This window comes from Crossiella sp. S99.2 (assembly GCF_023094165.1).
In the GTDB taxonomy this organism is placed as follows: domain Bacteria; phylum Actinomycetota; class Actinomycetes; order Mycobacteriales; family Pseudonocardiaceae; genus Crossiella.
Genome location: NZ_JALMDK010000012.1, coordinates 17958 through 41391, shown reverse-complemented (window position 1 = coordinate 41391; position 23434 = coordinate 17958). Strand labels below are relative to the sequence as shown.

24 protein-coding genes are annotated in these 23434 nt (G+C 71.3%); 10 read left to right on the top strand and 14 right to left on the bottom strand.

Annotated features, from left to right (window positions below):
* Positions 1-58: 58 nt before the first annotated feature.
* The 4 genes from MZC64_RS35595 to MZC64_RS35580 are packed head-to-tail and all read left to right on the top strand — an operon-like array spanning position 59 to position 2987.
* Positions 59-943 carry a ParA family protein gene (locus MZC64_RS35595; RefSeq protein ID WP_247760395.1) on the top strand — a complete coding sequence of 295 codons (885 nt, stop codon included), beginning with the start codon at positions 59-61 and terminating at the stop codon, positions 941-943.
* Positions 940-1578 carry a LysE family translocator gene (locus tag MZC64_RS35590; protein WP_247760396.1) on the top strand — a complete coding sequence of 213 codons (639 nt, stop codon included), beginning with the start codon at positions 940-942 and terminating at the stop codon, positions 1576-1578. The genes MZC64_RS35595 and MZC64_RS35590 overlap by 4 nt, the downstream gene beginning before the upstream one ends.
* Positions 1579-2409, top strand: a complete 831-nt coding sequence (locus tag MZC64_RS35585) for a DNA-formamidopyrimidine glycosylase family protein (RefSeq protein ID WP_247760397.1) — start codon at positions 1579-1581, stop codon at positions 2407-2409.
* Positions 2406-2987, top strand: coding sequence for a Uma2 family endonuclease (locus tag MZC64_RS35580; RefSeq protein WP_247760398.1), 582 nt, complete (start codon positions 2406-2408; stop codon positions 2985-2987). Before MZC64_RS35585 ends, MZC64_RS35580 begins: the two co-directional genes overlap by 4 nt.
* Here the strand turns inward: MZC64_RS35580 and MZC64_RS35575 are convergent.
* From MZC64_RS35575 to rimO, 7 genes are all read right to left on the bottom strand, one after another.
* On the bottom strand, positions 2984-4435 hold the full coding sequence (locus MZC64_RS35575; RefSeq protein WP_282106424.1) for a uracil-xanthine permease family protein: 1452 nt from the start codon (positions 4433-4435) through the stop codon (positions 2984-2986). The two genes, MZC64_RS35580 and MZC64_RS35575, sit on opposite strands and share 4 nt — an antisense overlap.
* A gap of 93 nt (positions 4436-4528) precedes the next feature.
* Complete coding sequence (locus MZC64_RS35570; protein ID WP_247760399.1) at positions 4529-5326, bottom strand: hypothetical protein; 798 nt, start codon at positions 5324-5326, stop codon at positions 4529-4531.
* Positions 5327-5334: 8 nt separating this feature from the next.
* The gene (locus tag MZC64_RS35565) at positions 5335-6159 is read right to left on the bottom strand and encodes a PspA/IM30 family protein (RefSeq protein ID WP_247760400.1); all 825 of its coding nucleotides are present in this window, start codon (positions 6157-6159) and stop codon (positions 5335-5337) included.
* Between the two features lie 287 nt (positions 6160-6446).
* A complete protein-coding gene (locus MZC64_RS35560) occupies positions 6447-6902 on the bottom strand; it encodes a helix-turn-helix domain-containing protein (protein ID WP_247760401.1) in 456 nt (151 codons plus the stop codon).
* A gap of 111 nt (positions 6903-7013) precedes the next feature.
* A complete protein-coding gene (locus tag MZC64_RS35555; protein ID WP_247760402.1) occupies positions 7014-7505 on the bottom strand; it encodes a CinA family protein in 492 nt (163 codons plus the stop codon).
* On the bottom strand, positions 7502-8110 hold the full coding sequence (gene pgsA, locus MZC64_RS35550; protein ID WP_374205821.1) for a CDP-diacylglycerol--glycerol-3-phosphate 3-phosphatidyltransferase: 609 nt from the start codon (positions 8108-8110) through the stop codon (positions 7502-7504). Before pgsA ends, MZC64_RS35555 begins: the two co-directional genes overlap by 4 nt.
* A complete protein-coding gene (gene rimO, locus MZC64_RS35545) occupies positions 8107-9552 on the bottom strand; it encodes a 30S ribosomal protein S12 methylthiotransferase RimO (RefSeq protein WP_247760403.1) in 1446 nt (481 codons plus the stop codon). The genes pgsA and rimO overlap by 4 nt, the downstream gene beginning before the upstream one ends.
* 393 nt (positions 9553-9945) lie before the next feature.
* On the opposite strand from rimO, the gene MZC64_RS35540 reads away from it, so the two are divergent.
* Together MZC64_RS35540 and MZC64_RS35535 are read left to right on the top strand one after the other, a co-directional pair.
* Positions 9946-10449: an amino-acid N-acetyltransferase gene (locus MZC64_RS35540; RefSeq protein WP_308301104.1), complete on the top strand. Its 504-nt coding sequence runs from the start codon at positions 9946-9948 to the stop codon at positions 10447-10449.
* A gap of 140 nt (positions 10450-10589) precedes the next feature.
* Positions 10590-11033: a phospholipase gene (locus MZC64_RS35535; RefSeq protein WP_247760404.1), complete on the top strand. Its 444-nt coding sequence runs from the start codon at positions 10590-10592 to the stop codon at positions 11031-11033.
* A 107-nt stretch (positions 11034-11140) separates the two neighbouring features.
* Here MZC64_RS35535 and MZC64_RS35530 read toward each other — a convergent pair whose 3' ends face one another.
* Complete coding sequence (locus MZC64_RS35530; protein WP_247760405.1) at positions 11141-13624, bottom strand: DNA translocase FtsK; 2484 nt, start codon at positions 13622-13624, stop codon at positions 11141-11143.
* Positions 13625-13750: 126 nt separating this feature from the next.
* Here MZC64_RS35530 and MZC64_RS35525 point away from each other — a divergent pair, with 126 nt between their 5' ends.
* Positions 13751-14581 (top strand): 1-acyl-sn-glycerol-3-phosphate acyltransferase, encoded by an 831-nt coding sequence (locus MZC64_RS35525; protein ID WP_247760406.1) that lies wholly within the window; start codon positions 13751-13753, stop codon positions 14579-14581.
* 229 nt (positions 14582-14810) lie between these two features.
* Here the strand turns inward: MZC64_RS35525 and MZC64_RS35520 are convergent, their stop codons facing one another.
* The 5 genes from MZC64_RS35520 to thyX form a co-directional block, all read right to left on the bottom strand.
* The gene (locus MZC64_RS35520; protein WP_374205820.1) at positions 14811-16505 is read right to left on the bottom strand and encodes a ribonuclease J; all 1695 of its coding nucleotides are present in this window, start codon (positions 16503-16505) and stop codon (positions 14811-14813) included.
* A complete protein-coding gene (gene dapA / locus MZC64_RS35515) occupies positions 16505-17416 on the bottom strand; it encodes a 4-hydroxy-tetrahydrodipicolinate synthase (protein ID WP_247760407.1) in 912 nt (303 codons plus the stop codon). Before dapA ends, MZC64_RS35520 begins: the two co-directional genes overlap by 1 nt.
* Before the next feature lie 93 nt (positions 17417-17509).
* Entirely contained in the window at positions 17510-18127 is a 618-nt protein-coding gene (locus MZC64_RS35510; RefSeq protein ID WP_247760408.1) for a TIGR03085 family metal-binding protein, read from the bottom strand.
* Between the two features lie 31 nt (positions 18128-18158).
* Complete coding sequence (locus MZC64_RS35505; RefSeq protein WP_247760409.1) at positions 18159-18707, bottom strand: GNAT family N-acetyltransferase; 549 nt, start codon at positions 18705-18707, stop codon at positions 18159-18161.
* A 10-nt stretch (positions 18708-18717) separates the two neighbouring features.
* On the bottom strand, positions 18718-19470 hold the full coding sequence (gene thyX / locus MZC64_RS35500) for an FAD-dependent thymidylate synthase (RefSeq protein WP_247760410.1): 753 nt from the start codon (positions 19468-19470) through the stop codon (positions 18718-18720).
* A gap of 109 nt (positions 19471-19579) precedes the next feature.
* Between thyX and MZC64_RS35495 the strand changes: the two genes are divergently transcribed.
* Both MZC64_RS35495 and MZC64_RS35490 read left to right on the top strand, forming a co-directional pair.
* Positions 19580-20140 carry a toxin-antitoxin system HicB family antitoxin gene (locus MZC64_RS35495; protein WP_247760411.1) on the top strand — a complete coding sequence of 187 codons (561 nt, stop codon included), beginning with the start codon at positions 19580-19582 and terminating at the stop codon, positions 20138-20140.
* Positions 20141-20162: 22 nt separating this feature from the next.
* Positions 20163-21071, top strand: a complete 909-nt coding sequence (locus MZC64_RS35490; RefSeq protein WP_247760412.1) for a DUF4097 family beta strand repeat-containing protein — start codon at positions 20163-20165, stop codon at positions 21069-21071.
* 46 nt (positions 21072-21117) lie between these two features.
* On the opposite strand, the gene MZC64_RS35485 is transcribed toward MZC64_RS35490, so the two are convergent.
* Positions 21118-22353, bottom strand: coding sequence for a winged helix-turn-helix domain-containing protein (locus tag MZC64_RS35485; RefSeq protein WP_247760413.1), 1236 nt, complete (start codon positions 22351-22353; stop codon positions 21118-21120).
* Positions 22354-22534: 181 nt separating this feature from the next.
* Here MZC64_RS35485 and MZC64_RS35480 point away from each other — a divergent pair, with 181 nt between their 5' ends.
* Positions 22535-23296, top strand: coding sequence for a trypsin-like serine protease (locus MZC64_RS35480; protein WP_247760414.1), 762 nt, complete (start codon positions 22535-22537; stop codon positions 23294-23296).
* The last annotated feature ends 138 nt before the right edge of the window (positions 23297-23434 follow it).

Below are 23434 nucleotides of genomic sequence, written 5' to 3'. Positions count from 1 at the left end.
TCAGGAGTCCCGAAACGGGCTACAAGACCTTGAATCGGGAAACCCGTAGGCTGCACCCGTGCATACGGTCGCGGTGTTGAGCCTCAAGGGTGGGGTCGGCAAGACGACGGTGGTGCTGGGGCTCGCCTCAGCAGCGATGCGGCGCGGGGTGCGCACCTTGGTGATCGATCTTGATCCCCAGTGCAACGCCACCTCGGCGCTGGAGCCAGAGGAGACCGATTCCTCCCTCGTCGATGTCCTGACCAACCCGACCAAGACGGCCGTGCGGGCCGCGATCGCCCCCAGCGCCTGGGGGGACGAGGTCGACGTGCTGGTCGGCGCGGAGGAAGCCGAGCTGATCAACCAGCCCAACCCGACCCTCACCGAACTCAACCGGCTGGGCACGGTGCTCGACCGGGTGCAGGAGCTGATGGCCGAGGACGACCTGCCCTACCAGCTCGTGCTGCTGGACTGCCCGCCCTCGCTGGGCCAGCTCACCCGCTCGGCCCTGGTCGCGGCGGATCGCGCGCTGCTGGTCACCGAGCCGACGATCTTCGCCGTGTCCGGGGTGCAGCGCGCCTTCGAGGCGGTGCAGAACGAGCGCGAGGAGAACAACCCGGAACTCCAGCCACTGGGTGTGGTGGTCAACCGGGTCCGGCCACGCTCGCACGAGCACCAGTTCCGGATCGAGGAGCTGCGCGAGATCTTCGGCCCGCTGGTCATGCCGGTCTCGCTGCCGGACCGGCTGGCCGTGCAGCAGGCGCAGGGCGCGTGCATGCCGATCCACCAGTGGGGCACGCCCGGCGCCCGCGAGGTCGCGCTCGCCTTCAACCTGCTGCTGGCCCGGGTGCTGCGCTCGGCGCGCAGCGCGAACGCCCGCGCCCGCCGGGAACTCGACGAGGAGATCGCCGAGGCCGAGGAGCAGGCCGTCGGCCGCGAGCTGGTCGACCAGGACGTCGAGTGAGCGGCGAGTTACTCCTGGCCTACTGCCTGGCCGCGGTCGTCCTGGTGGTCACCCCCGGCCTGGACACCATGCTGATCCTGCGCTCGGTGGTCCTGGGCGGTCGCCGCACCGGCCTGGCCACCGGCCTCGGCATCACCCTGGGCTGCCTGGTCTGGGGCGCGGCGAGCATCGCGGGCATCACCGCGCTGCTGCGCGCCTCGGAATTCGGGTACAACGCGCTGCGCCTGGCCGGCGCGGTCTACCTGGTGTGGCTGGGCGGTTCGGCGCTGTGGCGTTCCTGGCGTGACCGCGGCAAACCCACCCAGGTCGACGACCAGCCCGAGCTGCCCGCGCTCGGCGGCTGGCGGGCCCTGCGCTCGGGCCTGCTGACCAATCTGCTCAACCCCAAGGTCGGCGTCTTCTACCTGAGCCTGCTGCCCCAGTTCCTGCCCGCGGCAGGCCCGACCACCGGCTGGGCCGCGCTGCTCGTGCTCATCCACGTCGGCCTGGGTTTCCTCTGGCAGTTCGTGCTGGTCGGCCTGGCGGGCAGCGCCCGCCGCTGGCTGTCCAGGCGCCGGGTGCGCACCTGGCTGGACCGGCTGACCGCGACCATCCTGCTCGGTCTCGGCCTGCGACTGGCGTTGCAGGGACCGTAGGTGCCCGAGGGCGACACCGTCTTCCTGGCCGCGAAACGCCTGCACGAGGCGTTGAGCGGGCAGACCCTCACCCGGGGCGAGCTGCGCCACCCGGACCTCGCCGCGGCCGAGCTGGCCGGTCGCACGGTGTTGTCGGTGCGCCCGGTCGGCAAGCACCTGCTGTTCCGCCTGGACGACGACCACACGCTGCACACCCATTTCCGGATGGACGGCAGCTGGCACCTCTACCGCCCCGGCGAGCACTGGCGCGGCCCGGCCCACCAGATCCGCGCCCTGCTGAGCACGGCCGACCGGGTCGCGGTCGGCTTCCGCCTGCACGATCTGGCCCTGCTGCCCACCGCCGAGGAACACACCCTGATCGGCCACCTCGGCCCCGACCTGCTGTCCCCGGACTGGGACACCGCGCTGGAGGACGAGGCGGTCCGCCGCCTCGCCGCCGACCCCACCCGCGAACTGGGCACGGCCCTGCTCGACCAGCGGGTCATGGCGGGCGTCGGCAACATATACAAGACCGAGGCGTGCTTCCTGCTCGGCGTCTCGCCCTGGTCCCCGGTCGGTGCGGTGGACCCGCGCGCCGCGGTCCGGCTGTGCCGCCGCCTGCTCGCCCGGAACAAGCTGCACCCCGAGCAGTCCACCACCGGGCACACCGGCGCGCGCAAGCACTGGGTGTTCGAGCGCGGCCGCGCGGGCTGCCTGCGCTGCGGCGGTCCGGTGCGGGTGGGCGAGCAGCTCAGCTACGGGATGCCCCGGGTCACCTACCACTGTCCTGGCTGCCAGCCTGATGCCACACTGGAGGCAGTCGACCCCGAGCTGGAGGGAGGGAGCCCGTGAGTGTCGCGTTCGTCCGCCATGTCGGTCCGTGGACCATCGAGGACATCGAGGCCCTTCCCGACAACGGCAACCACACTCGCTACGAGCTGCTCACGCCCGGAGTCCTCACGGTGAGTCCCGCCCCGGGCACCCGGCACCAGCGCGCCTCCCGCGCCCTGGCCAACCTGCTGGAGACCGCCGCGGCGCAGGCCGGCGCGGACGTGGAGATCCTCGAAGCGGTCAACGTGGTCATCCCCGGCGGACGGCTCGCCGTGCCGGACATCGTGGTGGTCAACGGCGACTACGCGGACACCGACCCGGCCCGCTACCCGGCCACCGAGGTCCGCGCCGTGGTGGAGATCGTCAGCCCGTCCACCCACCCGCAGGACCGGATCATCAAACCGCAGCTCTACGCCGAGGCGGGCATCCCGGTCTACTGGCGGCTGGAACTGGAACGCACACCGCACCTGATCACCTCGGAGTTGCGGCGCGGCCAGTACACGCACACGCTGACCGCCTTCGCGGGCAGCCAGACCACGATCTCCCGCCCGTTCCCGCTCACCCTGGACCCGGCCGAACTGGTGTTGCGCGGCCGCTAGGCCTTGCCGCCGTCGGACTCCCGGCCGCCCGGCTGCTGCTCGTCCTGATCCCGCGTGCCCGGCTCCCGGCCACGCAGGCCCCGCCCCGCGGCCTGCGCCCGCGCCGTGCCATGGGTGAGACTCCGCAACCAGCGCAGCAGCGGGTGCAGCACCACGATGATGATCGTGCCCCAGGCGATCCCGGCCAGCGGCACATCGCCGACACTGAGCGTCAGGTTGCCGATCCCGGCGACCAGCGCGCCGCCGCCGACCATCAGGTTCACCGGATCGGACAGGTCGATCTTGGCGTCCAGCCAGATCCGGATGCCGACCAGCCCGATCATGCCGTACAGCATCAGGCTCGCCCCGGCGATCACCCCTGGCGGCACGGTGTTGATCATCGCCCCGAGCTTCGGCGAGAACGAGAGCAGGATCGCCACCAGCGCGGCCACCACGTGCGCGGCCGTGGAGTACACCCGGGTCGCGGTCATCACGCCGATGTTCTCCGCGTAGGTCGTGGTGCCCATCCCGCCGCCGGTGCCCGCGAGCACGGTGGCCAGCCCGTTGCCGATCAGCACGTCACCCGCGCTGCCGTCCAGGTCCCGGCCGGTCACCGCGGCCACCGCCTTGAGGTGGCCGACGTTCTCCGCGATCAGCACCACCACCGCGGGCAGCACCGCGATCACCAGCTCGGGCCGGATCTCCGGGGTCTGGAAGGCGGGCAGCCCGAACCACGACGCGGTCAGCACGTCGCGCAGCCGGATCGGGTCCAGCTCCCCGTTGAACGCGGCCAGCAGCCAGCCGACCAGCACCCCGACCAGCACCGCCGTGCGGGAGAGCGTGCCGCGCAGCACCACCCCGACGAACAGGATGACCAGGAAGGTCACCACCGCCAGCCCGGACTGCTTCTCGAAGTCCTGTGCCGCGGTCCGGGCCAGGTTCAGCCCGATGATGATCACCACCGCGCCGGTCACCACCGGCGGCATCAGCGATTCCAGCAGCCGCGCGCCCAGCGCCTTGACCGCGATGCCGATGACCAGCATGAGCGCCCCGGCGACCAGCACCGCGCCCACCCGCGCCGCCATCGACACGTTGTCCTGCATCGCCGCCGTCAACGGCGCCAGGAACGCGAACGAGGAACCCAGGTAACTGGGCATTCGATTACGGGTGATCAGCAGGAACAGCAGCGTGCCGAGCCCGGAGAAGAACAAAGTCGTCGTCGGTGGAAAACCGGTCAGCACCGGCACCAACATGGTCGCGGCGAACATCACCATGACGTGCTGCACGCCAAAGCCGATGGTCAGGAACCAGTTGAGCCGCTCCTCCGGCGCCACCATGGCACCGTCTTGTACCCGACGGCCATCGCCGTGCAGGGCCCACAGCGCCACGATCCCCTCCCAGCGCTCCCGTTCGTGCGGGGGATACTGCCACGCGACGTACAGGGAATGGTCGAACAGACGCGCCGACATCACACGTTTGCACGAAACATTTCTCAGCAGTCCCGCTTTTCGGCGGAACAAAGCTACTCCCCGTGAGGTCCAGAGGGAGTCCGTGCCGCCGGCTCAGAACCGGCCGCTCGCCAGTTCGCGTAACGCGGCGGCCAGTCCGGCGAGGTGGTCGGTGGCATCTTCCAGGGCCTGTCGCGGCGCGGCCGTGCTGCTCGCCGCGACCGCTCGTCCCGCGGTGGCGACCAGCCCGCAGTAGCCGTCGACTCCCTCGTCCAGTTCGGTGCGCAGCCGGCGGACCTCATCGGAGAGATGACCGCGCTCCAGCGCGGGCGCGGTGTCCCGCGCGAGTTCCACCGCCCGGAGTTGCTGACCCACCGCTCGCACCGCCGAAGCGGCCTCCGCGGCGGTGGCCCTGGAGTACTCGACCGTCTCCAGCGACAGCGGCGCGAGGCCGTTGTGCGGAGCGGACAACTGGCGCAGCAACTCGTCCAGGGTGGTCTCGGCCGCGGCCAGCCGCTGCAGGGGTTCCCGCGCCATCGAGGAGGTCGGCGGCAGCCGCGGTGGCGGCGGCGCGGCGGCCGCGGGCAGCGGCGTCCGGTACAACCGGATCGACCGCAGCCCGGAACTCACCGCACCGACCAGCGAGACCACCGCCACCGAGCCGAAACCGGCCTCGGTCCACTCCAGCGCGGTGGGATCGCTGCCGATGAAGAACGCGATCGTGCCGGTGATCGCCGCCGCGGTGCTGGACACGGTCAGCGTGCGGGTAGCCCGCCGCCGCCGCCGCAACAGCTTGGCGCGCGGATCCTGCCACGCGGCGAGCTTGCGCCGCACCTTGTCCATCGGTCCACTGAGCTGCTGGCTGACCAGCTGCCCGACCTGACGGCGCAGCTCGTCCCGTGGCGACGTCACCGGCTACCTCACGCCTGGCCCTGCGGGTTCTGGTACGGGGCGGTCTGCTGCTGCGGGGCAGGCGCCGGCGCTGCCGCCTGCTGCCCCGACGTGACCTCACCCGCGACCGGACCGCCCCGCATGGAGGCCCGCAACTGCTCCAGCCGGGAAGCGCCAGCCATGTCCACAGTGGACTGCTGCACCTCCATCATCCGGCCCTGGATGGAGTTCTGCGCCAGCTCGGCCGAACCCAGCGCGGTCGCGTAGCGGCGCTCGATCTTCTCGCGCACCTCTTCCAGCGACGGCGTGTTGCTCGGCGCGGCCAGTTCGGTCATCTGCCGGAGCGAGCTGGACACCTGCTCCTGCATCTTCGCCTGCTCCAGCTGGCTGAGCAGCTTGGTGCGCTCGGCGATCTTCTGCTGGAGCACCATGGCGTTGCGCTCCACGGCCTGCTTGGCCTGGCCCGCGGCGCCGATCGCCTGGTCGTGCATGCCCTTGAGGTCCTCCACCGACTGCTCGGCGGTGACGAGCTGGGTGGCGAACGCCTGGGCGGTGTCCTCGTATTCCTGTGCCTTCTTCAGGTCACCGGCGGCGCGGGCCTGGTCCGCGAGGACCAATGCCTGCCGCGCGGAAGCCTGCAGCTTCTCGACCTCACCCAACTGGCGGTTCAGCTTCATCTCCAGCTGACGCTGGTTGCCGATGACCGCCGCGGCCTGCTGGGACAGGGCCTGGTGCTGACGCTGCGCTTCCTCGATGGCCTGCTGAATCTGCACCTTCGGGTCGGCGTGCTCGTCGATCTTCGACGAGAATGCCGCCATCAGGTACTTCCAGAACTTCACGAACGCGTTGGCCATCTCCTCCGCCTGCCTTCTCCGTGCGACCCGTCCCCCACACACAGGAGGTGACCGGCGCTCAACCCAGTGCTGGTGCCCATCGTGTCAGGTACCGCCACGCCGTTCCACTGACCCCCGCGGAAGTCAGGGTCCTCCCTGATCAAGTCAAGGGTCCGCCGGAGCTGACCCGGAACCTGGGGCGTACGCCTTTTATACCCTTGTTCGAATGGGCGCCGGTCCGACTCAGCGCAAATGAGACCGCCAGGCTGAGACGAATCTCAGCCTGGCGGATGACTCGGACGGCGTTCTCAGGCCGCGACCACGACCCCGGCCGCGGCGTGCGGCCCGGTGATCGGGCTGTTGAGCTGGTGCCGCAGCAGCGGTTGCAGCCGCAGCTCGGCCAGGTCCTCGCCGAGGGCGGGGGCCACCAGCCGACCACCACCGAAGCCGGACTCGCCGGCACCCGCCCGGCTGGGCGTGCGGGTGGCGGCCTCGACGGTGTCGGGCACCGTGTCGGGCACGGTGAACTCGCCGAGGCGGACATCCGCGGCGACCTCACCCAGCAGGGCGGACAGGGGTAAGTCGAGTGCCTCGCAGATCGAGGCGAGCAGCTCGCTGGACGCTTCCTTGCGCCCGCGTTCCACTTCGGAGAGGTAGCCGAGGCTCACCCGCGCGAGCCGGGACACCTCGCGAAGCGTCCGACGTTGGGCGGTGCGGGTACGGCGCAACCGCTCGCCGATCGCCTCACGCAGCAGCACGGTCATCGCGTGCCTCCTTTCGGCCAGGCCCGTGAAGCCCACGGTACCGAGCGCGACGGTCGCTCAGTGGCGATCACAGGGATACTTCGCCAAGAGCGAACGGAGTTCCTGCCCCGATCATTCCCGGACGAGGGGGCCGAGCGCATCCTGGAGTAACTCCAGGGCGCCCAGCACAGCGCCCGCGCGTACCGCGGCCCGGTCCCCGGTCAGGGCGAGCGTGCGCATCGTCACATCGTCCGGACCGGCCAGTCCGAGGTGCACGATGCCCGGCTCGACCCCGTCCTGCGGGTCCGGCCCGGCCACACCGGTCAGCCCCAGCCCCCAGGTCGCCGCACAGCGCTCGCGGGCGCCCACGGCCAGCTGGACGGCCACCTCGGGGTGCACCGCGCCGCGCGCGGCCAGCAGCCCCGAGGAGACCCCGGCCAGGGTGTGCTTGAGATCGGTGGCGTAGACCACCAGCCCGCCGCGCAGCACCGCGCTGGCGCCCGGCACGGTGGCCAGGGTCGCGCTGACCAGTCCCGCGGTCAGCGATTCGGCGGTGGCCACGGTCTGCCCGCGTGCCCGCAACGCGCCGACCAGCGCAAACGCCAGTTCCTCGGCGCTGCTCACCGACCGGCCCGGAGCCGGACCGCCTGCACCACGTAGTCGACCGCGGTGCCCACGGTCAGCACCAGCGCCAGGCCCATCATGGTCCACAGCAGCGGCCCGAACACCGGCGGCAGCGGCAGCACGTACAACCCGATCGCCACCACCTGGGCCAGCGTCTTGGCCTTGCCGCCGCGACTGGCCGGGATGACGCCGAAGCGGATCACCCAGAACCGCAGCACGGTGATGCCCAGTTCCCTGGCCAGGATGACGATGGTGACCCACCAGGGCAGGTCGCCGAGCACGCTCAGCCCGATCAGCGCGGCGCCGGTGAGCGTCTTGTCCGCGATCGGGTCGGCGATCTTGCCGAAGTCGGTGACCAGGCCGTGCTTGCGGGCCAGCACCCCGTCGATGCGGTCGGTGATGGCGGCCAGCGCGAAGATCCCCCAGGCCACCCAGCGCCAGCCCGCCTCGTGCCCGCCCCCGGCGAAGAGGGCGACCACGAACACCGGGACCAGCACCAGCCGGGAGATGGTCAGCAGGTTGGCGATGTTGAGGATCGGGACGGCGGGCAGTGCCCGGTCCGCCAGGTGGTCCCCACGGTCAGCTTCCTGACCGGCAGAGCTCACGTCCCGCTCCGCGGCAGGACCTCGATCTGCTCGACCACCAGGTCCACCCCCTCGGCCGCGATGACCCGGCACCGCACCAGGTCGCCGATCCTGAGCCCCTCGGGTTCGTGCACCACGCACTCGCCGTCGACCTCCGGCGCCTGGTGCGCGGCCCGGCCGGAGCAGTGCATCTCCTCGGTCTCCTCGTGCTCGATGAGCACCACGACCTCGTCGCCGACCCGGTCCTCCGCGCGCTGCGCGATCAGCTCGTCGACCAGCTGGGAGACCCGGTGCACCCGCTCGCCGACCACGTCCGGGTCGACCTTGCCGGGCAGGTTCTCGGCCTCGGTGCCGTCCTCGTCGGAGTAGCCGAACACGCCGACCGCGTCCAGCTGCGCCTCGGTGAGGAAGCGCTCCAGCTCGGCCAGGTCCGCCTCGGTCTCGCCGGGGAAACCGACGATGACGTTGGTGCGGATGCCCGCGCTCGGGGACAGCGCGCGGATCTGCTTGACCAGGTCGAGGAAGGACTCGGTGCTGCCGAAGCGGCGCATCCGGCGCAGCACGGACTCGCTGGAGTGCTGGAAGGAGAGGTCGAAGTAGTCGGCCACCCCCGGGGTGGTGGCGATGGCCTTGACCAGGCCGGGCCGGGTCTCGGCGGGCTGCAGGTAGGACACCCGCACCCGGTCGATGCCGGGCACCGCGGCCAGCCTCGGCAGCAGCGCCTCCAGCGCGCGCACGTCGCCGAGGTCCTTGCCGTAGGAGGTGGAGTTCTCACTGACCAGGAAGACCTCGCGGGCGCCGTGCTGGGCCAGCCAGGCGGCCTCGCCCAGGATCTCCTCGGCGGTGCGAGAGACGAAGGCGCCGCGGAAGGACGGGATGGCGCAGAAGGTGCAGCGCCGGTCACAGCCGGAGGCGATCTTGAGCGCGGCCACCGGGGCGTTGTCCAGGCGGCGGCGCTGCACGTTGGTGGGCAGCCAGCCGTGGCCGGGCACGGACAGGTTGTCCGCGGCCTGCGGGCGCTGCACGGGGGTGATCGGCAGCAGCGTGCGCCGGTCCACCGGGGTGTGCGATTCGACGCTGCGCCCGGCGACCACGTCGTCCAGCCGCGCGGCCAGGTCCGGGTAGTGGTCGAAGCCGAGCACCGCGCTGGCCTCGGGCAGCTGGTCGGCCAGCTCCTTGCCGTAGCGCTCGGCGAAGCAGCCCACCGCCACGACCTTGGCCCCGGTGTCGGAGGCGGCCAGCAGCATGTCGATGGAGTCCTTCTTGGCGCCCTCGACGAAACCGCAGGTGTTCACCACGATCACGTCGGCGTCCTCGGCCCCGCCGTCGGCCTCGGCGCCGGTGTCGACCAGGTCCCAGCCGCCGGAGGTCAGCCGGCCGGCGAGTTCCTCGGAGTCGACTTCGTTGCGCGCGCAGCCGAGGGTGAGCAACGCGACCCGGCGGGAGGTGGACGGTGAAGACACGTCGATCAGGGTAACCGTCGTCCACCATGATCAATTCCACGGCGTCACCCCGCGGCGGCGCGGGCGGCGGGGCCGGAGTTCGAGCCGGTGCCGAGGTTGCCTCGATCGGGTGGCGAAACCGGCGAACACCACCGGTCCGGCTGAACCTGGGTGTCCGGTTCCGCCGCGCGCCCCCGGCTCCGGCCGAGCGGAAGAAGTAGCCGCGCCTTACCTAGTCGCGCGCGGTCACCGCCCGATCGGCGTTGTTGATCTCCGAGTTGGCCCGGACCTGCCCCGGACCTACCGTCGAGGGTGAAGCGCGGGGCGGCGCGGAAAGCAAAGTAGTGAGAGGAAGAAGACTTGAGGGGAACGGAACGGAGCCTTTCCGTGCCGAAGCGATTACGTTGATCTGTCGTGAGTGACGCGATCACCGTGCGCCGCGCGCGGACGCGGGACGTGCGGTCCATGAAGGCCCTCGTGGACCTGTACGCGAGCAAGGACATCCTGCTCGAGAAGGACCTGGTGACCCTGTATGAGTCGGTGCAGGAGTTCTGGGTCGCAGAGCTGGAGGGATCGCTCGTGGGCTGCGGCGCCCTGCACGTGCTGTGGGAGGACCTGGCCGAGATCCGCACGGTGGCGGTGGATCCCAGCGCCCGCGGCAAGGGTGTCGGTGGCGCGATCGTGCGCCAGCTGGTGGACGTGGCCAACCAGCTGGGGCTGATGCGGATCTTCGTGCTGACCTTCGAGGCGCACTTCTTCCAGCGGCACGGCTTCGTCGAGATCCAGGGCACTCCGGTGACCGCGGAGATCTACGAGGAGATCCGGCGTTCCCCGGACGCCGGTGTGGCCGAGTTCCTCGACCTGCCCTACGTCAAGCCCAACACCCTGGGCAACACCCGCATGCTGCTGGAGCTGTGATCAGCGAAGGTGATCATGAAGTGAGCCAGGTCACAACGTAGTCAAGCCTTCACTCAATCTTCGAACGGAGTGCAGCCAGCGGCCGCTACCGCCCGGTAGGAACCTCACGTGTAGTTCACACCACAGAACTGGGGTTCACCGTGAACAATTCCCCTGCCGGGATCCGCAAGGTTCTCACCAGCGCACTGGTCGCGATCGCCGCCACCTTCGGCCTGCTCGCCGGGTCGGGTGTGGCCCAGGCCGTCGACATCAGGGCGGTCACCGACAGCTACATGTTCAGCAAGTCGCTCGGCGAGTTCTCCACGATCCGCAACCAGCGGCCGTACAACGGCCAGCTCGACTGGTCCTCGGACGCCTGTTCGTGGTCGCCGGACAAGCCGGTCGGCTTCAACTTCACCCCGGCCTGCCACCGGCACGACTTCGGCTACCGGAATTTCAAGAAGCAGGGCCGCTGGAACGCCGACGCGAAGGCGCGGGTGGACAACAAGTTCAAGTCCGACCTCTACGGCATCTGCAAGGGCAACTGGGCCTGCAACCGCATCGCCGACCTGTACTACGCGGCCGTCCGCCGCTGGGGCACGTGAGCCCCGCACAACGCTGAGCTGAACCGCTGACGAGAACAGACCCGGGCCGCATTCCCTGCGCGGTCCGGGTCCGTTCTCGTCTCGTCCGGGGTTCTCCTCCGGTGGGGTCAGTCCTCGTCCGCCGGAGCGCTGCCGCCACCACCGCGGAGCAGGTACAGCACCGAGTCCAGCTCGTCCGGTTTGATCAGCACCTCGCGGGCCTTGGAGCCCTCGGACGGGCCGACCACGCCGCGGGTCTCCAGCAGGTCCATCAACCGGCCCGCCTTGGCGAAGCCGACCCGCAGCTTGCGCTGCAGCATCGAGGTGGAGCCGAACTGGCTGGTCACGATCAGCTCGGTGGCCTGCACCAGCAGTTCGAGGTCGTCGCCGATGTCCGGGTCGATCTCCTTGGCCTCGCCGGGCTTGGCCGCGGTGACGTTGTCGGCGTAGTCGGGCTGGGCCTGGTCCTTGGTGTAGTTGACGATCGCGGTGATCTCGTCGTCGCCGACGTAGGCGCCCTGCACCCGCACCGGCCGGGAGGCGCCCATCGGCAGGTACAGGCCATCGCCCATGCCGATCAGCTTCTCCGCGCCGGGCTGGTCCAGGATGACCCGGGAGTCGGTCAGCGAGGAGGTCGCGAAGGCCAGCCGGGACGGCACGTTCGTCTTGATCAGGCCGGTGACCACGTCCACCGAGGGCCGCTGGGTGGCCAGCACCAGGTGGATGCCTGCCGCGCGGGCCTTCTGGGTGATCCGCACGATCGCGTCCTCGACATCGCGCGGCGCGGTCATCATCAGGTCGGCCAGCTCGTCGACGATGGCCAGGATGTACGGGTAGGGCCGGTACACGCGTTCGCTGCCCAGCGGCGCGGTGATCTCGCCGGTGCGCACCTTGGCGTTGAAGTCGTCGATGTGCCGGACCCGGTTGACCTGCATGTCCTGGTAGCGCTGCTCCATCTCCTCGACCAGCCAGGCCAGCGCGGCGGCGGCCTTCTTGGGCTGGGTGATGATGGGCGTGATCAGGTGCGGGATGCCCTCGTACGGGGTCAGTTCCACCATCTTCGGGTCGATCAGGATCATCCTGACCTCCTCCGGGGTGGCCCTGGCCAGCAGCGAGACCAGCATCGAGTTGACGAAGCTGGACTTACCGGAGCCGGTGGAGCCCGCGACCAGCAGGTGCGGCATCTTGGCCAGGTTCGCGGTGACCATGTGGCCCTCGATGTCCTTGCCCAGGCCGATCACCAGCGGGTGCTGGTCGGAGACCGCGGTGGTGGACTTGAGCACATCGGCCAGCCGCACCATCTCGCGGTCGCTGTTGGGCACCTCGATGCCGACCGCGGACTTGCCGGGGATCGGCGCGAGCAGCCGCACGTTGTCCGTGGCCACCGCGTAGGCGATGGTCTTGGTCAGCGCGGTGATCTTCTCGACCTTCACCCCCGGACCGAGTTCGACCTCGTACCGGGTCACCGTCGGCCCCCGGGTGAACCCGGCGACCTGGGCGTCGATGGAGAACTGCTCCAGCACCCCGGTGATCGCCTCGATCATCGAGTCGTTGGCCTTGCTGCGCGCCTTCGGCGGGTCGCCGTCCTTGAGCAGCGTGGTCGGCGGCAACTGGTAGTCGCCCTCGACCTCGCGGACCAGGTCCAGCCGGGTCTGCTGGGGTTTCGCCGGGGGCGGCGGCTCGGCGGCGGCCGCGGCGGCGACCTTGCTCGGCCGGGCCGGTTTGGCCGGCGTGGGCGCGACCAGGTCCAGGCCGGAGTCGGGCGCCTCGGCGTCCTCGCTCATGGTGGCCTGACGACGACGGGAGGGCCGGCGCAGCCGCACCTTGGCCGCGTCGAGATCGGGCTCGTCCTCGGGGGCCTCGTCCTCGTCGTCCTCGCGCAGGCCGGTCAGCTCGCGCAGCCGGCTGGGCACCTCGCGCACCGGGGTGCCGTCGAGCACCAGCACGCCGTAGACGGCGATCAGCATCAGCAGCGGCACCGCGACCCAGCCGCTCAGCCCGCGGGCGAGCGGATCGCCTGCCAGGTAGCCGAGTTCGCCACCGGCCCACCAGCGCGATTCCAGGGTCTCCGGGCGGCCGGAGAAGATGTGCAGCAGGCCGAGCACCGGCAGCGTGACCAGCAGCGCGCCGACCACCAGGCTGGGGCGGCGTTCGGGCTGCGGGTCCGAGCGCATCAGCACCACCGCGACCACGGCCAGCACCAGCGGCAGCACCACCACGCCCGCGCCGACCACGGTGCGCACGCCGATCTCCACCCAGCGCCCGACCGGTCCGCCCGCGTGCCAGTAGGCCCCGGCGGCCACGATCACCGCGGCGGCGATGAAGACCAGCGCCAGTCCGTCCCGGCGGTGGCCGGGGTCGAGTTCCTTGGTGCGGCCCATCGCGCGGGCCATGCCGCCCACGCCCTTGGCGATCAGTCCCCAGCCGCCGCGCACACCGCGAGTGATCGCGCCGCCGCCACTGGGCTTCGGTTTCGCCTTGGGCCTGCCCTTGGCCGCGGGACGTTTGGCGGGCGCCTTGGCCGTGGACTTCCCGCGTGACCTGGACGAACTCGCGCGGGCACGGGAGGAGCCGCCGCCTCCCCTCTTCGAGGCCGCTGTTCGGTTCGCCATGCTCCACACGGTAGTCGGCTCGCCCCTTCCGTCACAGTCGTCACTCCCGTCACAGGAGCCTCAGTCATGACGAATTAGGAAGTGGTGGGGTCGCGAGGTTGGGCGGCATGCGATGCTGCACCTGTCATGGTTGCTCTGCATTCGGTTCCAGACGAGCCGACACGCCGGTCGGCTCCGGCCCGTCGGTCCTCCAGGCTCTGGCGGGCCTTGATGGCCGCGGATCGCGCCCTCGTCGCCCTCACCGGAAAACTCGTGGTCACCGGGGAAGTCCCGGCTGAGCTGCGCGGACGCCCGGTGTTGCTGGCCTCCAATCACATCGGCGTCTTCGACGGCTTCGTGCTGGTCGCGGCCTGTCACAAGGCCGGGCTCGCGCCGTCGCTGATGTCCACCGGCGGCATCTTCGACGCCCCGATCGCCGGCTGGGTGTGGCGGCGCTGCGGACATGTCCGGGTGGACCGCGGCAAGCGCACGGTCACCCAGGCCATGGACAGCGCGGTCCAGGCACTCGGCGACGGCCATTCGCTGCTCATCTACCCCGAGGGCCGGGTCACCCGCGACCCCGGCCTGTGGCCGGAACGCGGCAAGACCGGCGCGGCCCGGATCGCGCTCGCCGCCGGCGTGCCGGTGGTGCCGGTGAGCCAGTTCGGCGCGCACGAGGCGGTGATCTGGGGCACGTTGGTGGTCAGCGGCTGGACGGACTTCAAGCCGCTGATGATGTCCTGGTTCCGCGCGGTGAAGAACCGCCCGACCTTCCGCGTGCACTTCGGCGCCCCACCGGACCTGTCGGACCTGTCCCCGGCCAAGCCGGGCGACGCCGCCCGCGCCAGGGACCGGATCATGCGCGAGATCGCCAAGGGCATGATCGGCATCCGCCCCGGCGAGCTGGACAAGCTGAAGTTCCACGACGCGACCCGGCCCACCGAGTCCCGCAGCCCGTGGACCCCGGACCAGCTCTGACCCACCTGCGCTGACCGACACCCGCTGACCACAATCACGCGCCCGGCCGCCCTCCGTCCCCGGAGTGCGGCCGGTGTGCGCTGTGGATTCGGTCGCAGCACCCGGAAAACGGGTTACCTGGAGAACCGTTCGCACCGCCCGCTCAGCGCGTTGAGGGCCGCTGGTGGATCCCAGCGGCCCTCAACGAACGTCATGCGGCGGTCCCAGCCAGACGCCGGTCCGCCGTCGCTCAGACCGGGATGACGGTGGGCACGATCATCGGACGACGACGATAGGTCTCGGCGACCCACCGGCCGACCACGCGGCGCACCGACTGGGCGATGCGGTGCGGGTCGGTGATGTTCTCCGCCTCGGTGCGCGCCAGTTCCATCTCCACCAGCGGGACCACCTGGTCCAGTGCCTTCGGGTCATCGGAGAAGCCGCGCCCGGACACCGTCGGCGGGGTGACCGCCCGGCCGGTGGCGGACTCGACGGCGACGACGATCGCGATGAACCCGCCCTCACCGAGTACCAGCCGGTCGGACAGGGTGGACTCGCCGACGTCGCCGACGGAGAGACCGTCCACGTAGACGTGCCCGACCTCGACCCGTCCGACGATGCTCGCCGCGCCGTCGATGAGGTCCACGACCACACCGTCCTCGGCGATGACCACCCGCTCCGGGGGCACCCCGGTCAGCGTGGCCAGTTCGGCGTTGGCGCGCAGGTGCCGCCACTCGCCGTGCACCGGCATGACGTTGCTCGGCCGGACCGCGTTGTACAGGTACAGCAGCTCGCCGGCGGAGGCGTGGCCGGAGACGTGCACCTTGGCCGTGCCCTGGTGCACGACCTGCGCACCGAGCCGGACCAGGCCGTTGACCACGCCGAACACCGCGGTCTCGTTGCCGGGGATGAGCGAGCTGGCCAGCACGACCATGTCCCCGGCGCGGATGCTGATCTGCCGGTGCTCGCCGCGGGCCATCCGGGACAGCGCGGACAGCGGCTCGCCCTGCGACCCGGTGGAGACGAACACCACCTGGTCCTCGGGCAGCTGCATGGCCTCGTCCAGGTCCGCCAGCAGCCCCTCCGGCACGGTGAGCAGGCCCAGGTCGGCGGCGATGCCCATGTTGCGGACCATCGAGCGGCCGACGAAGGTCACCCGGCGCCCGTGCGTGGCGGCCACGTCCAGCACCTGCTGCACCCGGTGCACGTGGCTGGCGAAACAGGCCACGATGACCCGCTGCTTGGCCTTGCCGATCACCCCGTCGAGCACCGGCCCGATCTGGCGTTCCGGGGTGACGAATCCGGGCACCTCGGCGTTGGTCGAGTCGACCAGGAACAGGTCCACGCCCTCGTCGCCGAGCCGGTGGAAACCGGCCAGGTCGGTGAGCCTGCCGTCCAGCGGGAGCTGGTCCAGCTTGATGTCGCCGGTGTGCAAGACCAGCCCGGCCTCGGTGCGGATGGCCACCGCGAGCGCGTCCGGGATGGAGTGGTTGACCGCGAGGAACTGCAGCTCGAACGGTCCGAAGCTGCGGTGCTCGCCCTCCACCACCTCGATCAGCACCGGGTTCTGCCGGTGCTCCTTGCACTTGGCGGCCAGCAGCGCGAGGGTGAACCGGGAGCCGACCACCGGCAGGTCCGGCCGCAACCGCAGCAGGAACGGCACCGCGCCGATGTGGTCCTCGTGCCCGTGGGTGAGCACCAGCGCGTCGATGTCGTCCAGCCGGGATTCCAGCGCGCGGAAGTCCGGCAGGATCAGGTCCACGCCGGGCGCGTCGTCCTCGGGGAAGAGCACGCCGCAGTCCACGACGAGCATCCGCCCCGCGTGCTCGAAGACGGTCATGTTGCGGCCGACTTCGCCGATGCCGCCGAGGGCGACCACTCGAAGTCCGCCGTCGGGCAGCGGGCCCGGCTTGTTGGTGGGCAGCACTGCCGCGATGTCGATCACTAGCGGGAAACCTCCACATCCGCGGCGCGCAGAGCCGCCGCAACCAGCTCGACCTGCTCCGGGGTGGCGGGCGGCAGCGGCAACCTGGGGTTGCCCACCTCGATGCCCTGCAACCGCAGCGCGGCCTTGCTGAAGATCACGCCGCCGAGCTTGGCGAACGCGGCATAGATCGGCAACAGCGCGGTGTGCACCGCGCGTGCCCCGGCCACATCACCCGACTCGTAGGCGCGCAGCATGCGCACCAGCTTGTCCGGCACGACGTGGCCGATGACGCTGGCGAACCCGATCCCGCCGACGGAGAGCCAGGGCAGGTTGAGCACGTCGTCACCGGAGTAGTAGGCCAGTCCGGTCTCGGCCATCACCTGGGTGCCCGCGGTCAGATCGCCCTTGGCGTCCTTGACCGCGACGATCCGCGGGTGCTCGGCGAGCTTGCGGAAGGTGTCCACCTCGATCGGCACGATGCTGCGCGGCGGGATGTCGTAGAGCATCACCGGCAGCTCGGTCGCGTCCGCCACCGCGCTGAAGTGCGCGAGCAGGCCGGACTGCGGCGGGCGCGAGTAGTACGGGGTCACCACGAGCACGCCGTGCGCGCCCGACTTGGCCGCCTCCATGGCCAGGTGCACGCTGTGCGCGGTGTCATAGGTGCCGACGCCGGTGATCACCGCGGCGCGGTCGCCGACGACGTCGGCCACGGCCCGGACCAGCTCGGCCTTCTCGGTGTCGGAGGTCGTCGGGGATTCGCCGGTGGTGCCGTTGAGGACCAGGCCGTCGCAACCCTTGGCGACCAGGTGGGCGGCCAGTTTCTGGGCCGCGTCGAGGTCGAGAGCTCCTGCGGCGTCGAAGGGCGTCACCATGGCGACAAGCACCTGGCCGAACGGCCGGCCAGGTTGTGCGGTGGGGCATGCGGTCATGGTCTGGAACGCTACAACGCTTTCGATCCCGCCCTGACCGCGCGGCCCCCGTTTGCCGCAGTTCACATGCCGCGCCGCGAATACTCCGGCGAGTCACATGCTGCGGTCGAGATTCTCCACCACGGCCACCGCGCGCGGGTCGCCCTGCAGTTCCACCCTGGCCTGTTCCCGCCCGAAGGAGTGCAGCAGCAGCTCGGCGGGCTCGCCCACGATGGTCACCGGGCTCGGCCCGTTCTTGATCACCGCGCGCTGCCCGTCCGGACGCGCCAGCGCCAGGCCGACCGGGCTCTTGCGGTAGGTCAGCCGGGCCGACATCCGGACCGTGCGCCACAGCGGTTCCTGGTCCAGCTCCCGCGGTTCCCAGTCGGGCTGGGCCCGCCGGACGTCCTCGTGGTGGATGAAGTACTCGGCCCCGTTGACCAGGTCTTCCAGGCCGGGCAGGCCGTAGGGGGAGTACCAGGGCGGGCCGGTGCGGACCAGGTCGACCAGCTCGGCCCACGGTTTGGCGGCGAAGGACTCCTGCACCCGCTGGGTGTGCCCGGCGAAGGCGCTCAGCGCGATGCCGGGGGCCGCGTCCAGGCGGCGTTCCCGCAACACCAGGTGCGCGGCCAGGTCCCGGGTGGTCCACTCCCCGCACAGGGTCGGCGCGTCCGGCCCGACCGCGGTGAACAGCTCGACCAGTTCCCGGCGTTCCGTCCGCGCGATGCCCATGCCGCCACCCTACAACCGGACCGCCGGTCCGCTACGCCGGCTCGACAGTGAGCACCGCCACCTGCTCGCCGTGCCGGTTGCCGAAGCGGCCGCGTTCGATCCAGCCCCAGCGCAGGTAGGCGGCGTGCGCGGGCGCGGACGGCCAGGCCAGCAGCCAGCCGCCGCGGCCGTCGAGCACCTGCCGCGCGATCGCCCGGCCCAGCCCCTCGCCCTGCCGGTCCGGGTGCACGAACAACTCGATCAGCTCGAACCGGCCGGGCAGCAGCTCGTGCGCGACCGGCTCGCCGCCGATGGCCTCGGCCACCGTGGCGTAGAGCCGGGCGAACGGGCTGTCCGGCACGTGCAGACCAGGCGGGGTCACCCAGCCCCAGCCCGCGCCGAGCACGGTGTCGTCCGCGTCGAGGGCCAGCACCGCGGTCGCGCCGGGCTGGGCCGCGGCGAAGCTCAGCGTGTTCAGCGCGCGCTCGACCTTGGCCTGGTCGTAGGAGTACGGCGGCGGCGCGAACGCGGCCGCGTAAGCCGTGGCCACCCGCGGTGCCAGCCCGGCCAGCGCGGCCCCGGTCAACGATTCCAGCCGCATCCGCGCGGACTCAGCCCTCGGTGACCAACGGGCTGGAGGCGACCTCGGTGCCGTCGGCCAGCGCGGAGATCTCGAAGTCGCTGAAGACGTTCGCCGCGACCTTGTGCAGCTGACGCAGGCACTCCACGGCCAGCGCGCGGATCTCCACGTCGGCGTGCTCGGTGGCGCGCATCGCGATGAAGTGCCGCCAGGCGCGGTAGTTGCCGGTGACCACGATGCGGGTCTCGGTGGCGTTGGGCAGGATCGCCCGCGCCGCCTGCCGCGCCTGCTTGCGGCGCAGGGTGGCGTTCTTGACGTCGGCGAACTTGCGCTCCAGGCCCTCGAGCAGCTCGTTGTAGGCGGCCACGCTGGCCTCGGCCGCGGCCAGGAACATCCGGTGCAGTTCCGGGTCCTCGGCGATGACGTCCGGCTCGACCATCGCGGCGTCCCGCTCGGGCACGTAGCGCTGGGAGAGCTGGGAATAGGAGAAGTGCCGGTGCCGGATCAGCTCGTGGGTGAGCGAGCGGGACAGGCCGGTGAAGTAGAAGCTGACCGAGCCGTGCTCGAGCACGGACAGGTGGCCGACCTCCAGGATGTGCCGCAGGTAGCCGGCGTTGGAGGCGGTGGCCGGGTTGGGCTTGCTCCAGGACTGGTAGCAGGCGCGGCCGGCGAACTCCGCGAGCGCCTCGCCACCGTCGGCGTCAGTGGACCACGGCACGTCGGCCGGCGGGAAGAACTCGGTCTTCCCAATGAGCTGAACCTTCGGCTGCACCGTCTGAGTCACGGCGAACACAGTAGTTCGCCTTGTCAGCGGCGCGCAGCAGACCCCGCTGACAGCACCTCGCCGTCACGACTTCCTTGACTGACATCAGTCGTGACGCCATAGTGGCGTCATGGATCTCACGAGCTACGTCAACGGACTGCGGGAGGACCTGACCACCGCCGCCTCGGCCGGGGACGAGCAGACCCGGCGCACCGCGGCCCTGCTGGCCGCCGCGCTGGAGCCGGCGGCTCGGCTGGCCATCATGAACGCGCTCTCCGACCTGGCCGCCGAGGTCACCGCGACACTGGACGGGCAGGTGGTGGACGTACGCCTGGACGGCAGGGACGTGCGCGTCGTGGTCACTCCCGCCGCTGGTCAGCGCCGTTCTCCCGCAGCGGATTCGGTGCCACCACCGCCTCCGCCGCCACCGCCGTTCTCCCCGCTCGGCGAGGGCGGCGACATCAGCCGGATCACGCTGCGGCTGTTCGAGGAACTCAAGGGCAAGGCGGAGAAGGCAGCCAACGCCCAGGGCGTGTCGCTGAACTCCTGGTTGTCCCAGGCGGTGCAGGGCGCTCTGCACGGGCAGGGCACGGACGATCGGTCGCGACGTCACGAGTGGCGTCAGCAGCGGCGCAGTGAACAGCGGGGCGAGGCGACCAACAGCCGGTTGCGCGGCTGGGTCCAGGGCTGAGGACAGAGGGGTGGATGTGATCATGACTGAGGCCAGCACCGGTCCCGCCGCGACCAGGGTCGAGGAGTTCGCCGCCGAGGGACCGGCCGAAGTGCACGTGGAGATCGGCTCCGGCCGGATCGAGGTGCGACTGACCGACAAACCCGGGGTGCACGTGCGGCTCACGCACGACCCGTCCGCGGCCACCGGCTTCGGCAACCAGCTCACCGGCCTGCTCAGCTGGGTAACCGACCAGTTCGGTTCGGCGGGCACGACCCGCGACCCGGCCGATGTCGGCGCCGAGGTGCTGCGCCGCACCACGGTGGAGTTCACCGGCAACCGGCTGCGCGTGCGCACCCCGTCGGACCTGCCGTTGCGCCTGGTGCCGGTGAAGGTCGAGGTGCAGGCGCCCAACGGCTCGCACCTGACCGCGCACAGCGGCTCCGGCGATGTCACCGTCACCGGCGCCGCGAACCGGCTCGACGTCAACACCGGCACCGGGCAGATCTCGGTGGACCGGGCCGACGGCGCCGCCTCGGTCAACGCCGGGTCCGGCAGCGTCCGGCTCGGCCCGATGCTCGGCGGGCTGCGCGCCCGCAGCGGCAGCGGCGATCTGGAGGTCTCCTCGGTCGGCGGTCCGAGCGAGCTGACCACCAGCCGCGGCAGCGTGTGGCTGGGCGCGGTGCAGGCCGATGTGCGGGTGCGCACCGGCACCGGCGACCTGACCGTGGCCGACGCCGCTGAGGGCAAGCTGGAACTGCGCACCGGCTCCGGTGAGCTGCGCATCGCGATCCGGCCGGGCGTGGCCGCCGAGCTGGACCTGGAGTCCAGCTACGGGCAGGCGCGCAGCGAACTGGAGGTCCGCGGCGACACCCCGCCGGAGGACCTGCCGCTGCGCATCACCGGCCGCACCGGCTACGGCAACGTCGTGGTGACGACCTCCTCCTGGTAGGTCGCCACCGTTCGGACTGCCCCGGGGGTGGTGGCAGTCGGGGGGATCAGCGGAGCGCGGCGGCCAGGTCCTTGGCCAGGTCGCCGCGCCCGCCGACCGCCACACCGGAGAGCCCCAGCCAGCCCGCCATCAGCGTCAGCTCGTCGGCCAGTTCGGCGATCACCCGCGCCCGCGGCGGCTTGTCCGGCCCGTCCTCCAGGAACGCCCCCGGCACCCGCAGCAGCCCGGCGGCCCGGTCCGCCTTGAGGTCCACCCGCGCGGACAACCGCTCCTCCAGCAGGAACGGGAACACGTAGTAGCCGTGCACCCGCTTGGGCGCGGGCACGTAGATCTCGATCCGGTAGTGGAAGTCGAACAGCCGCTCGGTGCGGGCCCGCTCCCAGATCAGCGGGTCGAACGGGCACAGCAGTGCCCGCGCGGCCACCGTGCGCGGAGTCCGCGCCCGCACGTGCCGATAAGCCTGCCGGCCCCAGCCGAGCACCTCGACCGGTTCCAGTTCCCCCTCCTCGACCAGCTCGGCCACCGCCTGCCGCGCACCGGCCACCGGCAGCCGGTAGTAGTCGCGCAGATCGGCCTCGGTGGCCACGCCCAGCGCCACCGCGGACCGCCGGATCAGCTCCCGGTGCGCGTCCGCCTCCGGCAGCTCGGCCTGGCTCAGGAACTCCGCCGGAATCACCCGTTCCGGCAGGTCGTAGAGCCGCTCGAAGGAACGCCGGGTACCGGTGGTCAGCCCACCGACGGCGAAGAGGTACTCGCAGACCATCTTCACCTCCGAACGCTCCCACCAGGCCCCCGGCCCGCGCCCCTGCCCGCCCAGCGCCTTCTCCAGCGCGCCCGCGCCGACCGGCCCCAGCTCCTTCACCGCGGCCAGCACGTCCTCGACCAGCGCGGGCGTGTCCACCGCGGCCTTCCAGTGCCTGCCGCGCAGCGATTCGTAGTGCCGCATCCGCCACCGGAACAGCGGCCAGTCGGCCACCGGGACCACGCTCGCCTCATGCGCCCAGTACTCCACCAGCAGCCGCGGCCGGCGCGCGCTGTGCGACCAGGCGGCCTCGTCGAGCAGTTCGGTCGGGTACGCGCCGAGCCTGCTGAACAGCGGCGCGTAGTGCGCGCGCACCGCGACGTTGACCGAGTCCAGCTGGATGAGCTGGGTCCGGTCCAGCACCCGTTGCAGGTGCCGCCGGGTCGGGGTCGCGGTGGGGCGGGGTTCGGCGAATCCCTGGGCGGCCAGGGCGGTCCGCCGGGCAGCGGCCGGGCTCATGGTCTGCACCCGGCGGATCATCGCAGCCACCCCTGACAAGACCGCCCGCCACCAACGTTTGTTCAAAACTCCGTGCCACACCCGCCGTTAGAGGGGTTCAGCCGAAAGTGTGACGGCACCCACACTCTGTCCGGTTTCACCATTCCGGACCGCCGCGCTCCCCTGCTCTCGCGCGACGGTCCGCCGATCGAGGGGTTTGACCATGCGAGGGAAGAAGACCCTGCGTTCCATCCTGGCCACCATCGCGGTGAGCGGTTCCCTGCTGCTCGGCGCTCTGCCCGCCGCCGCCGCGCCCACGACCACCCAGGACGTGGACCCGCTCATCGTCGGCGGCGGATTCGTCAGCTCCGCCAAGCCGTGGATCTCCGCCCTGCACCGCAACGGCGGCTTCACCTGCACCTCCAGCATCATCGCGGCCCGCTGGGTGCTCACCGCGGCGCACTGCGTCGAGGCGGCGGGCACCTACTCGGTGCGGGTCGGCTCGCTGACCCGCAGCAGCGGCGGCACCACCGCCAACGCCACCCGGGTGATCAAGCACCCGAGCTACTCCTGGCCGAACGCCGACATCGCCCTGGTCGAGCTGGACCGCAGCATCAACACCACCTACTCGGTGCTCGCGACCAGTGCGGACATCGCCACCAACCAGGCGGCCACCGCCTACGGCTGGGGCTCGGAGAAGGCGGACTGGTCCGGCCCGCTGCCCGAGCGCCTGAAGTACGCCGACGGCAAGGTCTCCGACGCCAACTGCGCCTCGGCCAACCCGCGGGTGCTGTGCACCCAGACCAACGGCAGCATCGCCGGCGGCGACTCCGGCGGCCCGGTGTACGTGCGTAGCCCGCAGACCGGCCAGATGATCCAGGGCGGCGTGTGCGCCATCGGCCACAAGCCCGCCGGCAGCGGCTGGGCCGGCTACACCAACGTCGCGTTGTTCCGCACCTGGATCCGCTCCTACGCGGGCGTCTGACCGACCGAGGGGCAGCAAGGAAGGGCGTCATCCTGCCGGGTGGCGCCCTTCTGCCTGCCCCGGCCACTCCGCTTGTCCCGGCCGGCTGCACCCGCCCAGACGAACGGTTACCTGGAGAACCGCGTTTTCGACGATTTC

What these genes read in the sequence shown, in the direction of transcription:
- MZC64_RS35575 (WP_282106424.1), bottom strand. Translation starts at nt 4,435, where the DNA reads ATGTCGGCGCGTCTGTTCGACCATTCCCTGTACGTCGCGTGGCAGTAT.
- MZC64_RS35565 (WP_247760400.1), bottom strand. Translation starts at nt 6,159, where the DNA reads ATGGCCAACGCGTTCGTGAAGTTCTGGAAGTACCTGATGGCGGCATTC.
- MZC64_RS35560 (WP_247760401.1), bottom strand. Translation starts at nt 6,902, where the DNA reads ATGACCGTGCTGCTGCGTGAGGCGATCGGCGAGCGGTTGCGCCGTACC.
- MZC64_RS35530 (WP_247760405.1), bottom strand. Translation starts at nt 13,624, where the DNA reads ATGGCGAACCGAACAGCGGCCTCGAAGAGGGGAGGCGGCGGCTCCTCC.
- MZC64_RS35525 (WP_247760406.1), top strand. Translation starts at nt 13,751, where the DNA reads ATGGTTGCTCTGCATTCGGTTCCAGACGAGCCGACACGCCGGTCGGCT.
- dapA (WP_247760407.1), bottom strand. Translation starts at nt 17,416, where the DNA reads ATGACCGCATGCCCCACCGCACAACCTGGCCGGCCGTTCGGCCAGGTG.
- MZC64_RS35510 (WP_247760408.1), bottom strand. Translation starts at nt 18,127, where the DNA reads ATGGGCATCGCGCGGACGGAACGCCGGGAACTGGTCGAGCTGTTCACC.
- MZC64_RS35505 (WP_247760409.1), bottom strand. Translation starts at nt 18,707, where the DNA reads ATGCGGCTGGAATCGTTGACCGGGGCCGCGCTGGCCGGGCTGGCACCG.
- MZC64_RS35495 (WP_247760411.1), top strand. Translation starts at nt 19,580, where the DNA reads ATGGATCTCACGAGCTACGTCAACGGACTGCGGGAGGACCTGACCACC.
- MZC64_RS35490 (WP_247760412.1), top strand. Translation starts at nt 20,163, where the DNA reads ATGACTGAGGCCAGCACCGGTCCCGCCGCGACCAGGGTCGAGGAGTTC.
- MZC64_RS35485 (WP_247760413.1), bottom strand. Translation starts at nt 22,353, where the DNA reads ATGATCCGCCGGGTGCAGACCATGAGCCCGGCCGCTGCCCGGCGGACC.
- MZC64_RS35480 (WP_247760414.1), top strand. Translation starts at nt 22,535, where the DNA reads ATGCGAGGGAAGAAGACCCTGCGTTCCATCCTGGCCACCATCGCGGTG.